The sequence below is a fragment of the Mangrovimonas sp. DI 80 genome, assembly GCF_001975575.1.
Taxonomy (GTDB): domain Bacteria; phylum Bacteroidota; class Bacteroidia; order Flavobacteriales; family Flavobacteriaceae; genus Mangrovimonas_A; species Mangrovimonas_A xylaniphaga.
The window spans coordinates 1,236,380-1,250,928 of record NZ_MSDT01000002.1 but is presented as its reverse complement, the minus strand read 5'-3'; the positions used below and the strand labels follow the sequence as shown (position 1 = coordinate 1,250,928).

The window sequence follows — 14,549 nt, the reverse complement described above, 5'->3', positions numbered from 1 at the left end:
TTCCCATTTTTTTTCGAATAATTTCAAACTACAATTTTTAACCCTCAATTTAAAATCAACGTTAATTTATTGTAAAATAAGCATTTATATTTTCATTTAATAAAAATCACTCTGTTTTCTGTTTATGTTTGTAGGAACAGCATTACTAATTTAAACACTGAAATTTATGAAAAAAATTTACTTTTTGGTATTTACGCTTACTACAATGTTATCTTTTGCCCAGGATATGGTAATATCCGGCGTTTTTGATGGTCCATTATCGGGAGGTCTACCTAAGGTTGTCGAGCTTTATGTTATCAATGACATTGCCGATTTATCGCTTTACGGTTTTGGTTCTGCCAACAATGGAGGAGGTACCGATGACGAAGAAGTCACTTTTTCTGGATCTGCCACAGCTGGAGAATATCTTTATATTGCTTCAGATGAAACTTCTATTGTAGAATACTTTGGAATTACCCCAGATTTCATTTCAGATGCTGCCAATGTAAATGGCGACGATGCTTTGGAATTATTCTTCAACAGCTCTGTTATTGACACTTTTGGAGACATCAATGCAGATGGAACTGGAGAGGCTTGGGAATATTTAGACGGATGGGCTTACCGTGTTGACGGAACTGGACCTGACGGTAGCACTTTTGTGTTGGGCAATTGGACCTATAGCGGTCCCGATGCCACAGATGGCTGTACCAGCAATGGCACCTGCGCTTCTGTGTTTCCAATTGGCACTTATAGCACCGAAGGTTCCACTGCTCCAAGTTTAACCATTCTATCCCCTAGTAATGGAGAAGAATTTATCCCAGGAACGACCTCCGTAACCCTTTCCATAAGTGTTCAAAATTTTGTAGTTGGCAATCCAGGGGAAGGCATTGATGGTCATATTCACTGGATTATTGATAGTGGTGAAGGCGCTGTTTCCCAACCTATGAAATACGATACAGACGATGTTAGCATTACTGTAACTAACGGAGGCGAATATGTTGTTGAAATGATTTTGGTTGACAACAACCACGCTCCTATTAGTCCTGCAGTAAGTGCCATGGTTGAATTTGATGTTGAAGAAATAATGCAAGTAGAAAATCTAGCCGCTTTGAGAGCTGATGTTCTGGCTAATGGAGATGAGCATTATTACGAATTATTGAGTACTCCCACCATTACTTACACCAGAACATTCAGAAATCAAAAATACATTCAAGATGCCAGCGCCGGTATTTTAATTGACGATAATGCAGGTATCATCACAACAAGTTTTACAGAAGGAAATGGCATTAGCGGACTTGTTGGCCAAGCGATTGAATATAACGGTGTATTGGAACTTGTGCCAATGCAAGACGCTTCTGTAGCAACAGGAAGTGCGGTAACTCCAGAAGTTGTTACCATTGCTACCCTTTTAACGGATTGGGAAGATTACGAATCGGAGTTGGTGGAGATAGCTGATGCCACATTTACTGATGCTGGAGCAACGTTTGCTTCTGCCAGCAACTACGACTTAAGTGATGGTTCTACTATCAATTTCAGAACCAATTTTAGTGAAGCCGATTATATTGGCACTACCATTCCTTCTGGAGCTGTTCCTGTTGTCGCGTTGGTAAATGAGTTTAATGGTTCTCCACAAATTACCTCCAGAAGTTTGATGGACATGACACTTTCAGTAAATCAATTTGAAAATGTTGAGTTTTCCCTTTACCCTAATCCTACAAACTCTGGTTTTGTGACTATTTCTACCGCTTACCAAGGTGATATTTCAGTAACAGTTATTGATATGTTGGGTAAAAATGTGTTTAACTCCGAAGTTTTAAATGGACAATTAAATGTGAGCACTCTAGCCCCTGGATTATACCTTTTGAAATTGGAACAAAACCATGCTTCAGTTACCAAAAAACTGATCATCAAATAAGAACATTTCTTCTGAATCTTAAAAAAGCGTTGCCATGGCAGCGCTTTTTATTTTTACCTACTTTTGTTACCATGATATCAGCCCAAGACATTTTCGGGATACAAACTCAGGAAGAGTTTCAAAAAGTAGCCCTGGACGTTTTTAAGTTTCAATTCAAGCACAATACGGTATACCGATCCTTCTGCGATCTGCTGTACATCCATCCCAGCGATATTTCAAACTATCGGGACATTCCTTTTCTGCCTATCCAGTTTTTCAAGTCGCATGAAGTATTGAGCAGTAAAGAAGCCATTCAAAAAACATTTAGCAGTTCGGGCACCACTGGATCAATCACCAGTAAACATTATGTTACCGACCTTTCTATTTATGAACAAAGTTTTAGAAAGGGGTTTGAACATTTTTACGGCCCTGTTGAGGACTATGTGGTTTTGGCCTTGTTACCTTCCTATTTGGAACGCGACGGTTCATCGCTCATTTATATGGTGAACGATATGATTAACCAATCCAAACACCCAGAAAGCGGCTTTTACCTTCATAACCTGAGCGATTTAAAAGAGAAACTTTTAGAGTTGGAAGCTCAACAAAAAAAGACTTTACTTATAGGAGTTTCCTTTGCGCTTTTGGATTTGGTGGAATCGTTTCAATTTGATTTAAAACATACCATTGTTATGGAAACTGGCGGCATGAAAGGCCGAAGAAAAGAATTGATTAGAGAAGAACTCCATCAAATTTTGAAAAAAGGGTTTGGGGTTGAACACATCCACAGTGAATATGGTATGACGGAATTATTAAGTCAAGGTTATTCCAAAGGGCAAGGTATTTTTGAATGCCCTCCTTGGATGCAAATCCTTACTCGCGATCCTGAAGATGCGCTTACTTTAGCAGACAATCATAAAACCGGAGGTATCAATGTGATTGATCTTGCCAACCTAAATTCCTGTGCGTTTATTGCCACACAAGATCTTGGCCGTGCCTATCCAAACAACACTTTTGAAGTTATTGGTCGTTTCGATCATTCAGATATTAGAGGCTGTAATTTAATGGTCTTGTAAGGTTCATAAATTTTTACCGACCAAGGGTTTGCTAAGAAAAAAGCAAATTTATTTTTTTAGTTGGTTGGTTAATTGAACGCCCGGCTTTGCTTCCGGGCGTTTTTTTATGCTACTAACTTAATGATGTAAGTGTTTTTCTTTCCTTTGTTGATGATGATATACTGTCCGTGGATCAAATCTTCTTCACTCAAGATGTAATCTTCCTTCACTTTTTCTTTGTTCACCGCCACCGCATTTTCCTTAAGTGCTCTTCTAGCTTCGCTGTTAGACCCTAAGAATCCTGTTTTGGCTGAAAGCGCTGCAATCATATCCAGGCCTCCTTCCGCAAATTCTGCTTTAGAAATCTCCGCTTGAGGAACCCCTTCAAATACATCCAAAAAGGTACTTTCATTTAAAGTTTGAATGTCTGCCTTAAAGGTTTTGCTGAACAAGATATTGGAAGCCTTTATCGCGTTTTCCAATTCTTCTTTAGAGTGTACAAATGTGGTCACTTCTTCCGCCAATCGTTTTTGAAGGATTCTTGCATGTGGCATTTCCTTGTGATCTGCAATTAGCGCTTCAATAGTTTCCTTATCTAAAAAGGTGAAGATTTTAATATACTTTTCAGCATCCTCATCGGTGGTGTTTAACCAGAATTGGTAGAATTTATACACCGAAGTTTTATCGGCATCCAACCATACATTTCCGCCTTCAGACTTCCCGAATTTAGAACCGTCTGCCTTTGTAATCAATGGACAGGTCATAGCGTAGGCCTTGGCCTCTTCCCCAACATTCATACGACGCACCAACTCCGTTCCTGTAGTAATATTTCCCCATTGGTCACTTCCTCCCATCTGCAACAAACAATTGTAGTTTTTATACAAATGGTAAAAATCGTATCCTTGAATCAATTGGTAAGTAAACTCAGTAAAAGACATCCCAACACTTCCCTCATCACCGGACAAACGTTTTTTAACAGAATCTTTGGCCATCATATAGTTAACCGTAATACGCTTTCCTACCTCACGAGCAAAGTCGATGAATGAAAACGTCTTCATCCAATCGTAGTTGTTAACCAATACAGGCGCATTGGCTTCTGTAGAATTGAAGTCCAAAAATCTAGACAGCACATCTTTTATACCTTCAACGTTGTGGTTCAAGGTTGCTTCATCCAAAAGGTTTCTCTCATCGCTTTTCCCTGAAGGATCCCCAATCATTCCTGTAGCTCCCCCCACCAAAGCAATTGGTTTGTGGCCAGCTTTTTCCAAATGCACCAATAAAATAATCGGCACCAAACTTCCTATATGCAAAGAATCTGATGTAGGATCAAACCCAATATATGCAGTAGTCATTTCCTTATTCAACTGTTCTTCGGTCCCGGGCATCATATCGTGCACCATTCCTCTCCATCTCAATTCTTCAACAAGCTTGTTTGCCATAATATTTTCTATTGATCACTTATTTTTCGCAAAGATAAAAATCAATGTAGAAATCCTCATGCTTTATGAATAATTCTTTACTTTAGTTCCATGGTTTTAGTCACAGGAGGCACAGGTTTGGTAGGGTCGCATTTGCTCTACAAACTCATCAGTAACAATGAAAAAGTTAGGGCTATTTACAGGAATCCCGAAAGTCTTTCTTCCGTTAAAAAGGTTTTTTCATATTACTCGCAGGATTCAGAAAAACTGTTTGGCACCATCAAATGGGTTAAAGCCGACATTACTGACATTCCATCGTTAGAAATCGTTTTTCAAGGAATCACACAGGTCTACCATTGTGCTGCCTTAGTGTCCTTTGCTCCCAACGACTATTACAAACTTCGAAAAATAAATATTGAAGGCACTGCGAATGTGGTCAATTTATGTTTGGCCAACGGCATAGCGAAACTATGCTATGTTAGTTCTATTGCTACGGTTGGCAAACCTCCAAAACCAGAGATGCTTATAGACGAAACTACGCCTTGGAACCCAGAAGATGATAACAGTGTGTATAGTATTACCAAATACGGCGCTGAGATGGAAGTTTGGCGGGGATCTCAAGAAGGGTTAAATATTGTAATGGTAAATCCAGGCGTAATTATAGGCCCCGGATTTTGGAATGGAAATGGTAGCAGTGGACTTATTAGAAGGATTCATAAAGGCATCCCTTACTATACTACTGGTACAGGTGGCTATGTAGATGTGGATGATGTTGTAAACATTATGCACCAATTGATGCACAGTGAAATTACCAACGAAAATTTCATTTTGGTTTCGGCCAATCTTCCTTTTAAGGATTTTCAGTATAAAATAGCAACGGCCTTAGATGTAAGCCCTGCAAAAAAGGAACTTCCTCAATTGTTTTTGGAAATGGGTTGGCGATTGGACTGGTTTAGACATAAACTCACTGGTGCCAACAGGCAACTTTCAAAGCAAATGGCCAAGACCGTTAGAAACACTTCTTTTTACGATAGCTCAAAAGTAAAAAACACCTTGAACTACACCTTCAAGGATATTGATACAAGTATAGAGGGTGTTTGTCAATATTTTTTAGAAGACCTTTAATAAGAGACGTCAATCTATTTGTGGTAATCCGGGCTTTCTTAAAGTGGCCTTTTTTATTGAATCTACATCAATCTTTTTATCGGTTTTGGTTGCCCTTACAGAATCCCTTACCTTTTTAACCGAATCTTGTTGACGTGTTTTTTCATTTTCCTCCGCCTCTCTTATGGAATCAAAATGGTTCTTTTGAACATCGATGCGTTCCTCAACTCTTTTAATAATGGCATCATAGGTTTCGGTATCATACGCATAATAGTCGTTACTTTGGGCAAACTGCAAACTATCAATACCATGCTTTTTGAATACATAATCCTCTGGATGGATTCCTTTATCCTCTAAAGTTTGTTTTTTCATGGACTTGGCTGCATTCATCAAAAAAACGTCATATAAAATATCCGACATCTTTTCTTTAGCAATCAGGTTGTCTGGCTTTTTAGGCCTTTGCTCATCCTTACAGCCCCAACAGCAAGCAAGTAACAGAGAAAAAATCAGTAGTTGCTTCATCTATCAAAAGTTAATCGCTTGGCAGCTTTCCCGTTGGTGAACTTAAAGTTATTATAAACTAAACTACCGTTTACAAAGGTGTGGGTAATTCGGGATTTAAACGTAGTCCCCTCAAACGGCGACCAACCACATTTATAAAGAATATTCTCTTTTTTCACGGACCATGGGCTGTTGATATCTACAATCACCAAATCGGCAAAATAGCCTTCACGGATATATCCTCGTTTTTCAATTTGGAACAAAATGGCCGGATTATGGCACATCTTTTCTGCAATTTTCTCCAATGAAATTTTTTCTCTGTGATAAGCCTCAATCATGGCTACCAAAGCATGTTGTACCAATGGACCTCCCGAAGGGGCTTTGGTATACACATTTTTCTTTTCTTCCAACGTATGGGGCGCGTGATCTGTAGCAATCACATCAATACGACCATCCAATAAGGCTTTCCAAAGTCCTTCCCGATCCTTGGCCGATTTTACAGCAGGATTCCATTTAATAAACGTTCCTTTGGTATCGTAATCTTCATCACTAAACCATAAGTGGTGCACACAAACTTCAGCGGTAATTTTCTTCTCCTTAAGTGGGATTTTATTAGTGAACAGTTCTGTTTCTTTTGCTGTGGACAAATGGAAAATATGCAATCTTGCCCCTGTTTTCTTTGCTAATTCAATAGCTTTTGAAGAGGACAAATAACAAGCTTCTTCACTTCTAATTGCTGGGTGGAACTTGATTGGAATATCATCACCATACTTTTCTGTATACTTGGCCATGTTGGCCTTGATGGTTTCTTCGTCCTCGCAGTGTACGGCAATCAACAAATTAGTACTGCTGAAGATTTTTTCCAAGGTTTTTGGATCGTCTACCAGCATGTTTCCTGTTGAAGATCCCAAAAACAATTTCAAAGCAGCAACATTCTTTTCATCTACTTTTAAAATTTCCTCCAAATTGTCATTGGTACCACCAAACATAAAGGAATAATTGGCATGCGATTTTTCGGCCGCGATGGCGAATTTCTCCTCCAATTTTTCAATGGTAGTGGTTTGCGGCACCGTGTTGGGCATTTCAATAAAAGAAGTAATCCCTCCTGCAATAGCCGCTTTAGATTCCGACTCAATATCTGCTTTATGGGTCAATCCTGGCTCCCTAAAATGCACTTGATCATCGATAGCGCCAGGGAAGACATAATTCCCTTCGGCATCAATCACCTTTACCGTAGATGATTTTGCACTAATGGAATCTGCAATCTCCTTGATATACTCTCCTTCAATTAATATGTCTCCTTCAAAAATTTTGCCCTCATTAACAATCTTGGCATTTTTAATAAGTACCGTACTTGCTTTCATACTATTTCCCAACTAAGCTTTTTAATTTCATATTCAACACCCCAAAAATGGCTTCGGAAATGATACCACTGCTCATTTTCGATTTTCCTTTGGAGCGGTCCGTGAAGATCACGGGCACTTCTATTATTTTAAATTTTTTAAGATACGCTTTAAATTTCATTTCAATTTGAAAAGCGTAGCCCACAAATTTGATGCCATCCAGATTGATAACTTCCAGGACTTGCCGCTTGTAGCATACAAAACCTGCTGTGGTATCCTGCAGTTTCATCCGGGTGATCAACCTTACATATTTCGAGGCAAAATAGGACATCAACACCCTGCTCATAGGCCAATTAACCACATTCACGCCTTTAATGTAACGTGAACCAATGGACACATCGGCACCTTCAATGGCACAGGCGTTATAAAGCCTTACCAAATCCTTGGGGTCGTGCGAGAAGTCGGCATCCATTTCAAAAATATACTCGTACTTCTTTTCCAAACACCATTTGAAACCATCTATATAGGCCCTTCCCAACCCTGTTTTGCTCTCACGCTTTAACAAAAATAAGGAATCTGGAAACTCCTTTTGAAGTTCCTCCACCTTAAGTCCTGTTAAATCTGGGGAGTTATCATCAACCACCAAAATATCGAAGGCCTTGTCCTGGGTAAATACGGCCCTGATTATGGCCTCAATATTTTCAATTTCGTTATAGGTTGGTATGATGACAATGGCGTCCCTCATGCAATCAAATTTTAGCAAAAGTAAGTTTTTTAAAGTATTATTTTTATTGAAAAGTCCTTAATTAAAAGTTAAACAGCTAAAAAATTCTTAGTAATTTAGCGCTATGTTAAGAGAGGTTGTTTCCAACGAATGGTTTACTATTTTAATTGTTATGAGTTTAAGCTTTATAGCAATGGCCAAATTTATGTTCGAGCACCGTTTTTACGACTTTCTAGTTCTTATTGGGAATTCCAAATATTTAAAAATCTACGGAAGAGACCAAAAATTTGTGGATGGCTTTGACACCCTCCTTTTTTTGAACTTGATTATTTCGGTGTCCATTTTCACCTACATAACCTACTCTACACTGATAGATCCTGCCAATTTCAACTTAATAGGCTTTTCAAAATTGCTTATCGGAATTGGAGCACTGCTGCTTATAAAAATTCTATTGGAACGTCTTTTGGGCAGCCTTTTTGAAATTGATGACGTCATGGACCAATACCTGTTCCAAAAGACCAGTTTCAAAAACCTGAGCGGTCTGTTTCTACTGCCAATCAACATCTTACTAATATACACCATTGCCCCGTCAAAAGCCGTTATTTTTGGCACCTTAGGGCTGATGGTACTTATCAATATCATTGGATTTGCAACCACTTTCAAGAGCCACCAAAATATGATAATGAATAACTTATTCTATTTTATTTTGTATCTTTGCGCACTTGAAATTGGTCCTTATCTAATTTTATATCACATATTAATCAATTACTAAGCTTAAACCTATACCAAAGCCTATGAAAGTGAAAACAATTTTAGTGTCGCAACCAGAACCTAAAATAGAAAATTCGCCTTATTTTGATCTTCAGGAAAAACAAAAAGTAAAAATAGACTTCCGCCCTTTTATTCATGTTGAGGGAGTTCCTGCCAAGGAAATCAGACAACAAAAAGTAGATTTGAGCCAATATACTGCTATTATACTTACCAGTAGAAATTCTGTAGATCACTTTTTTAGAGTAGCTGATGAGATGCGCTTTAAAGTGCCAGATACCATGAAATATTTTTGCCAGTCTGAAGCCGTGGCTTTTTACTTGCAAAAATACGTAGTGTACCGTAAGCGTAAAATTTATGTTGGAAAACGCACCTTTGCAGAACTTTCTCCATTAATTAAAAAATACAAGGACGAAAGTTTCCTATTGCCAACTACCGACAAATTGAAGCCGGAAGTGCCAGATACCATGAATGCCCTGAACGTAAAATGGAAAGAAGCCGTTTTTTACAGAACCGTTATCAGCGACCTTTCGGATCTTGAAGACGTGTTTTATGATATTTTAGTGTTCTTTAGTCCATCTGGTATTGAATCATTATTCCACAACTTCCCAGATTTCAAACAGAACAATACGCGCATTGCCGTATTTGGAAATACCACCATAAAAGCCGTGGAAGAAAAAGGACTACGTGTAGACATTGCCGCACCAACTCCTGAAACACCATCCATGACTATGGCCTTAGAAAAGTATATTGAAAAAGTGAATAAGGGAAAATAAACCTTTACTCTTAACCATAAAAAAAGCGATTCAAAATTGAATCGCTTTTTTATTTTCCTTTTTCATATTTATAGCATCTAGAAGGCGTAACGTTGCGGCCCTCCTCTTCTAATTTCCTCGTTTGCGTAGCTTTCAAACTTCTTGAAGTTTTCCCTGAATGCATTGGTCAACTTAAAGGCCATCTTGTAGTAAGCCTCGTCATTGTTCCAGGTAGTTCTTGGACTCAACACTTCGGTTGGCACTCCAGGACAGCTTCTTGGTTGTGCAACCCCAAACACCGAGTGGATGTGGTAATCATCATATGAATACAATCCTAAATCACCGTTCAATACGGCATTGATCATCGCTCTAGTGTATTTCAATTTCATTCTGGTTCCAACACCGTAAGGACCTCCAGTCCAACCTGTGTTTACCAACCAAACGTTCACACCTGTTTCTTTCATTTTTTTGCTCAACATTTCAGCATACTTGGTTGGGTGCAATGGCATAAAAGGCGCTCCAAAACAAGCTGAGAAAGAAGGCTGTGGTTCCAACACCCCAGCTTCGGTACCTGCCACCTTAGCTGTATAACCCGAGATAAAATGGTAAGCAGCTTGAGCAGGAGTCAATTTTGAAATAGGAGGCAATACCCCAAACGCATCGGCAGTCAGGAAGAAAATGTTCTTAGGATTTTTCCCTATAGAAGGTTCTTGAATGTTATTGATATGTTGGATAGGATAACTTACACGTGTATTTTGTGTAATGGAAGTATTGGAAAAATCAACCACGCCATTCTCATCCAAAATCACATTTTCAAGAATAGCTCCCTTTGTAATGGCTTTGAAAATATCTGGTTCATTTTCTTCGCATAGGTTAATAACCTTGGCATAACATCCACCTTCAAAGTTGAACACCGTATTTTCATTGGTCCAACCGTGCTCGTCATCTCCAATCAATTTTCTGTTTGGATCTGCCGAAAGGGTTGTTTTTCCAGTTCCAGACAATCCAAAGAAAATTGCCGTGTCACCTTCTTCACCAACATTGGCACTACAGTGCATTGGTAAAGTGTTCTTGTAAACTGGCAAAATAAAATTCAACGCAGAGAAGATTCCCTTTTTGATTTCTCCGGTGTATCCGGTACCACCAATTAAAGCCACTTTCCTGGTAAAATCCAAAATTGCGAAGTTGTGTTGGCGGGTTCCATCCTCTTCAGGATTAGCCATAAAACCTGGGGCATTTACAATGGTCCATTCTGCTTCAAAACCTTCCAATTCCTCCTCGGTAGGACGTAAAAACATATTATAGGCAAACATGTTGCTCCAAGGATATTCATTGATCACACGAATGTTCAATCGGTAGTTATCATCAGCGCAAGCATAACTGTCGCGCACAAAAACTTCCTTTCCTGAAAGGTATTCTGTTACTTTATTGTATAATTTTTCAAACTTGTCAGACTCAAAAGGAATATTGATATCCCCCCACCAAACTTTGTCTTTGGTAATCTCGTCTTTTACGATAAAACGGTCTTTTGGAGATCTTCCAGTAAACTCTCCTGTATTGATTGCCAACGCTCCAGAGGAAGCTTCCACTCCCTGTCCTTTGGCAATTGTAATGTTGTGTAATTCTTCTGGGGATAGTTGATACTTGACCTTAGCATTCTTGATTCCGTAGCTATCTAGCGAAATCGTTTTCGTAGTTTGGGTATTTTCTACCATAATTTTGTTTGTGTTGTTTGTCCCGCAAAATTAACAACAATATTTTAAAGTACCACCTAAAACCTTATTTATCGGTTTTTAATTTAAAAAAGTCCCAGAACATCAAGCCCCAAGAGGCTATCAAAAGCAACCCTCCTATTGGGGTGATAAAACCTATCGTTTTGAAGTTGAACCCTGTAAGGTCATTGGTAGCCAGGCCATAAATGGATCCAGAAAAAAACAGGACGCCAACCATGACTAAATAGAACATTATTTTTTTGGTTTTAGGTTGAATAAATTGAGTACTTCCCACAAATAACAGCAATAAAGCATGGTACATTTGATAGCGCACCCCAGTTTCAAATGTCTGCTGTGCCTCTACAGCTATTAATTCCTTTAAACCATGTGCGCCAAAGGCCCCTAAAACGATGCTAATGCCTCCCAAAAGAGATGCTGCAATCAAAATGGTTTTATTCATATATTTTAAAAATTTGGTTTTTAATGCCTTAACATTTTATTACATTCGTAACAAAATTAACTAACTATTCTCATTATGCGAAAGATTTTAGTGATTGGTTCAGGGAAATCTGCTTCTTACCTGATCAAATATTTATTGGACAAATCCGACGAAGAACAACTTTTTGTAATCGTTGGTGACGTCAACTTTACCAACGCAAAAAAACTGATCAATCATCACCATAATGCCCAGGCCATAGTTTTGGATGTAAAGGATAGAAAGACACGACAAGCGGCCATTCAAAATGCCGATATCGTCGTATCCATGCTCCCGGCCAGGATGCATGTAGAGATTGCCAAAGACTGTATTTCGTTCAACAAAAATATGGTAACCGCTTCCTATGTTAGTGAAGAAATGCAGAATTTGGACAAAGTCGCTAAAGAAAAAGACCTCATTTTCATGAACGAAGTTGGGGTAGATCCAGGAATTGACCATATGAGTGCCATGAAGGTCATAGATCGCATAAGAGAACAAGGTGGTAAAATGTTATTATTTGAATCCTTTACAGGTGGTTTGGTAGCCCCTGAGAGTGACAACAACCTATGGAACTACAAGTTCACGTGGAATCCACGTAATGTGGTTTTGGCAGGTCAAGGAGGAGCTGCCAAGTTTTTACAGGAGGGCACCTTTAAATACATTCCTTACAACCGCCTTTTTAGACGAACAGAATTTTTGGACATTGAGGGTTATGGCCGATTTGAGGCCTATGCCAATCGCGATTCCCTAAAATACCAAAGTGTCTATGGCCTTGACGACGCCATCACACTTTATAGAGGCACCATTCGCAAAGTTGGGTTTAGCAGAGCCTGGAATATTTTTGTGCAACTGGGCATGACCGATGACGAATATACTATGGACGGCAGTGAGCACATGAGCTATCGCGACTTTGTAAATGCCTTTTTGCCTTATAGTCCTACAGATTCGGTGGAACTAAAACTTCGCCACGCCCTTAAAATAGATCAGGATGATATTGTATGGGACAAATTAGTAGAACTGGATATCTTTAGCAGCACTAAAAAAGTTGGCTTGAAAAAAGCAACCCCAGCAGAGATTCTTCAAAAGATTTTGGAAGATAGTTGGACCTTGGGCAATGATGACAAGGACATGATTGTGATGTACCATAAGTTTGGCTACGAACTCCATGGAAAGAAACACCAAATAGATGCAACTATGGTTTGTTTGGGTGAAGACAAAACCTACACTGCCATGGCAAAAACTGTAGGACTCCCTGTAGCTATTACAACTTTGGCAGTCCTAAACGAAAAAATCACAAGGCCTGGCGTGCAAATTCCAATCCATAAAGATGTGTATGGACCAATTCTTGAAGAATTGGAACAATATGATATTGTGTTTAATGAATACGAAGTCCCTTACTTAGGTTATAATCCGTTAATACTTTAATGAAAAAAGGCAATAAATTGACGGCTGTTTGTTAACTTTATACTTATCAACCTGATAAATAGGTTTCAATTTTTCTGTAAACACATGATTTGCCATGAAAGTCGTCAATCAAAATATCCAAATAGACGGTATCGATAAAAAGATCCTCAGGGCACTTATGGAAGATGCCCGAACTCCCATTTTGGAAATTGCCAGACAGGTAGGCATTTCTGGGGCAGCCATCCACCAGCGTTTACGTAAATTGGAAAAGTCTGGATTGATTGCCGGCTCCAAATTCATTATCAATCCTAAAATTTTAGGATATACCACCATGGCCTTTATTGGAATTTATCTGGATAAAGCCGTTAGCAATCCTGAAGCCGTAAAACAACTTAAAAAAATACCAGAGGTCATCGAATGCCACTACACCACCGGAAACTGGAGTATTTTCATTAAAGTCCTTTGTAAGGACAACGAGCACCTTATGCACCTTCTGAATAAAGACATTCAATCCATTTCTGGGGTTTCCAGAACCGAAACCTTTATTTCCTTGGCACAGCAAATTGATAGACAGATCAATGTGTAGTTTGCCTGTCCTCAGATTCAAGCATTACAAAAACAACAAACATTTCATAAAAGAAAGAGAGCCCTTAATCAAGGGCTCTCTTTTTATAATTGTTGATCCGAATTCTTTACTCTCGAGACATTAAAATACGTAATACATACCAAAATAAAAGCATTAGGGACGCAAACAGACCCAAGGCTGCAGGAATGTAATCGTCTGGAGTGTATTTATTCACCAAATTGGATGTTTGGTATAAAATGGTACCCCCAGCCAAGAGGCACATAGCCACAGAAAACCATAAGCCTAAATTGAATCCGAAAATAGCGCCGGCAATTATCAAACCAAGGGCTATAAAAAAGCCAATGGTCAAACCTGTTCTTAAAAACGAGAAATCTTTTTTAGTCAAGAAAACCACAGCAGACAAACCCGTGAACAATGACAAGGTAACAATAGCCGCTTGATTAAGTAATTCAGGCCCCGATTGGGTAAAATTGATGGCCATATAAATCAATGGCACAAAAATAAGGGCCTCTGCCAGGATATAAATTCCAAAAGCAAGGTATTGCATGTTTTTATCCTCTGAACGCATCGCTGTACTCTCGGCATAATTGGCCACCAACATAAAGCCTCCTAATAACAAGAGCCATTTAAAGCCATCCATCATAGAAAACATAAAGTTGACAACAGCATCACTTTGCAATAAAAGGTATTCAAAAAGAATAAAGGCCAATACACCCCCTGCTACATGGGTATAGGTCTTTTTGTAAAACTCAACACGGTCGGTTTCTGCCAGTTGGTTCAACAAGAATTTGGGTTGAACATTCTGTTCCATAAAATATAAGTTAGTTTATTGGT

General features: G+C 38.9%; 14 protein-coding genes. 7 read left to right on the top strand and 7 right to left on the bottom strand.

The genetic code is table 11. From position 1 onward, the window contains the following. Window positions 1-166: 166 nt before the first annotated feature. Both BKM32_RS06095 and BKM32_RS06090 read left to right on the top strand, forming a co-directional pair. Window positions 167-1,894: a T9SS type A sorting domain-containing protein gene (locus tag BKM32_RS06095; protein WP_076662968.1), complete on the top strand. Its 1,728-nt coding sequence runs from the start codon at window positions 167-169 to the stop codon at window positions 1,892-1,894. Window positions 1,895-1,965: 71 nt separating this feature from the next. Next, window positions 1,966-2,946 carry an acyl transferase gene (locus tag BKM32_RS06090; RefSeq protein ID WP_076662967.1) on the top strand — a complete coding sequence of 327 codons (981 nt, stop codon included), beginning with the start codon at window positions 1,966-1,968 and terminating at the stop codon, window positions 2,944-2,946. A 104-nt stretch (window positions 2,947-3,050) separates the two neighbouring features. Here BKM32_RS06090 and tyrS read toward each other — a convergent pair whose 3' ends face one another. Beyond that, window positions 3,051-4,364 (bottom strand): tyrosine--tRNA ligase, encoded by a 1,314-nt coding sequence (gene tyrS, locus BKM32_RS06085; protein ID WP_076662966.1) that lies wholly within the window; start codon window positions 4,362-4,364, stop codon window positions 3,051-3,053. Window positions 4,365-4,454: 90 nt separating this feature from the next. Here tyrS and BKM32_RS06080 point away from each other — a divergent pair, with 90 nt between their 5' ends. Then, the gene (locus BKM32_RS06080) at window positions 4,455-5,468 is read left to right on the top strand and encodes an NAD-dependent epimerase/dehydratase family protein (protein ID WP_076662965.1); all 1,014 of its coding nucleotides are present in this window, start codon (window positions 4,455-4,457) and stop codon (window positions 5,466-5,468) included. Between the two features lie 9 nt (window positions 5,469-5,477). Here BKM32_RS06080 and BKM32_RS06075 read toward each other — a convergent pair whose 3' ends face one another. Genes BKM32_RS06075 through BKM32_RS06065 form a run of 3 tightly spaced genes read right to left on the bottom strand, consistent with a single transcriptional unit; the run spans window position 5,478 to window position 8,036 of the window. Then, window positions 5,478-5,969, bottom strand: coding sequence for a DUF4296 domain-containing protein (locus BKM32_RS06075; RefSeq protein ID WP_076662964.1), 492 nt, complete (start codon window positions 5,967-5,969; stop codon window positions 5,478-5,480). Further along, window positions 5,966-7,312 (bottom strand): dihydroorotase, encoded by a 1,347-nt coding sequence (locus BKM32_RS06070; protein WP_076663070.1) that lies wholly within the window; start codon window positions 7,310-7,312, stop codon window positions 5,966-5,968. The genes BKM32_RS06075 and BKM32_RS06070 overlap by 4 nt, the downstream gene beginning before the upstream one ends. 1 nt (window position 7,313) lies before the next feature. Further along, the gene (locus BKM32_RS06065; RefSeq protein WP_076662963.1) at window positions 7,314-8,036 is read right to left on the bottom strand and encodes a polyprenol monophosphomannose synthase; all 723 of its coding nucleotides are present in this window, start codon (window positions 8,034-8,036) and stop codon (window positions 7,314-7,316) included. Between the two features lie 103 nt (window positions 8,037-8,139). Between BKM32_RS06065 and BKM32_RS06060 the strand changes: the two genes are divergently transcribed. Both BKM32_RS06060 and BKM32_RS06055 read left to right on the top strand, forming a co-directional pair. Further along, complete coding sequence (locus BKM32_RS06060; protein ID WP_076662962.1) at window positions 8,140-8,787, top strand: DUF4271 domain-containing protein; 648 nt, start codon at window positions 8,140-8,142, stop codon at window positions 8,785-8,787. A gap of 22 nt (window positions 8,788-8,809) precedes the next feature. Continuing rightward, window positions 8,810-9,559 carry a uroporphyrinogen-III synthase gene (locus BKM32_RS06055; protein ID WP_053976935.1) on the top strand — a complete coding sequence of 250 codons (750 nt, stop codon included), beginning with the start codon at window positions 8,810-8,812 and terminating at the stop codon, window positions 9,557-9,559. Between the two features lie 77 nt (window positions 9,560-9,636). On the opposite strand, the gene pckA is transcribed toward BKM32_RS06055, so the two are convergent. Then, window positions 9,637-11,253, bottom strand: a complete 1,617-nt coding sequence (pckA, locus tag BKM32_RS06050; protein ID WP_076662961.1) for a phosphoenolpyruvate carboxykinase (ATP) — start codon at window positions 11,251-11,253, stop codon at window positions 9,637-9,639. Window positions 11,254-11,317: 64 nt separating this feature from the next. Then, the gene (locus BKM32_RS06045) at window positions 11,318-11,710 is read right to left on the bottom strand and encodes a DUF423 domain-containing protein (protein ID WP_076662960.1); all 393 of its coding nucleotides are present in this window, start codon (window positions 11,708-11,710) and stop codon (window positions 11,318-11,320) included. A gap of 75 nt (window positions 11,711-11,785) precedes the next feature. Between BKM32_RS06045 and BKM32_RS06040 the strand changes: the two genes are divergently transcribed. Then, window positions 11,786-13,150, top strand: a complete 1,365-nt coding sequence (locus tag BKM32_RS06040) for a saccharopine dehydrogenase family protein (RefSeq protein WP_076662959.1) — start codon at window positions 11,786-11,788, stop codon at window positions 13,148-13,150. A 94-nt stretch (window positions 13,151-13,244) separates the two neighbouring features. Then, on the top strand, window positions 13,245-13,715 hold the full coding sequence (locus BKM32_RS06035; RefSeq protein ID WP_076662958.1) for an Lrp/AsnC ligand binding domain-containing protein: 471 nt from the start codon (window positions 13,245-13,247) through the stop codon (window positions 13,713-13,715). 106 nt (window positions 13,716-13,821) lie between these two features. Here BKM32_RS06035 and BKM32_RS06030 read toward each other — a convergent pair whose 3' ends face one another. Continuing rightward, window positions 13,822-14,526, bottom strand: coding sequence for a Bax inhibitor-1 family protein (locus BKM32_RS06030; RefSeq protein WP_076662957.1), 705 nt, complete (start codon window positions 14,524-14,526; stop codon window positions 13,822-13,824). Between the last annotated feature and the right edge of the window lie 23 nt (window positions 14,527-14,549).

Coding starts and splice junctions, on each gene's coding strand:
- BKM32_RS06095 (WP_076662968.1), top strand. CDS start 167: ATGAAAAAAATTTACTTTTTGGTATTTACGCTTACTACAATGTTATCT.
- BKM32_RS06090 (WP_076662967.1), top strand. CDS start 1,966: ATGATATCAGCCCAAGACATTTTCGGGATACAAACTCAGGAAGAGTTT.
- tyrS (WP_076662966.1), bottom strand. CDS start 4,364: ATGGCAAACAAGCTTGTTGAAGAATTGAGATGGAGAGGAATGGTGCAC.
- BKM32_RS06080 (WP_076662965.1), top strand. CDS start 4,455: ATGGTTTTAGTCACAGGAGGCACAGGTTTGGTAGGGTCGCATTTGCTC.
- BKM32_RS06075 (WP_076662964.1), bottom strand. CDS start 5,969: ATGAAGCAACTACTGATTTTTTCTCTGTTACTTGCTTGCTGTTGGGGC.
- BKM32_RS06070 (WP_076663070.1), bottom strand. CDS start 7,312: ATGAAAGCAAGTACGGTACTTATTAAAAATGCCAAGATTGTTAATGAG.
- BKM32_RS06065 (WP_076662963.1), bottom strand. CDS start 8,036: ATGAGGGACGCCATTGTCATCATACCAACCTATAACGAAATTGAAAAT.
- BKM32_RS06060 (WP_076662962.1), top strand. CDS start 8,140: ATGTTAAGAGAGGTTGTTTCCAACGAATGGTTTACTATTTTAATTGTT.
- BKM32_RS06055 (WP_053976935.1), top strand. CDS start 8,810: ATGAAAGTGAAAACAATTTTAGTGTCGCAACCAGAACCTAAAATAGAA.
- pckA (WP_076662961.1), bottom strand. CDS start 11,253: ATGGTAGAAAATACCCAAACTACGAAAACGATTTCGCTAGATAGCTAC.
- BKM32_RS06045 (WP_076662960.1), bottom strand. CDS start 11,710: ATGAATAAAACCATTTTGATTGCAGCATCTCTTTTGGGAGGCATTAGC.
- BKM32_RS06040 (WP_076662959.1), top strand. CDS start 11,786: ATGCGAAAGATTTTAGTGATTGGTTCAGGGAAATCTGCTTCTTACCTG.
- BKM32_RS06035 (WP_076662958.1), top strand. CDS start 13,245: ATGAAAGTCGTCAATCAAAATATCCAAATAGACGGTATCGATAAAAAG.
- BKM32_RS06030 (WP_076662957.1), bottom strand. CDS start 14,526: ATGGAACAGAATGTTCAACCCAAATTCTTGTTGAACCAACTGGCAGAA.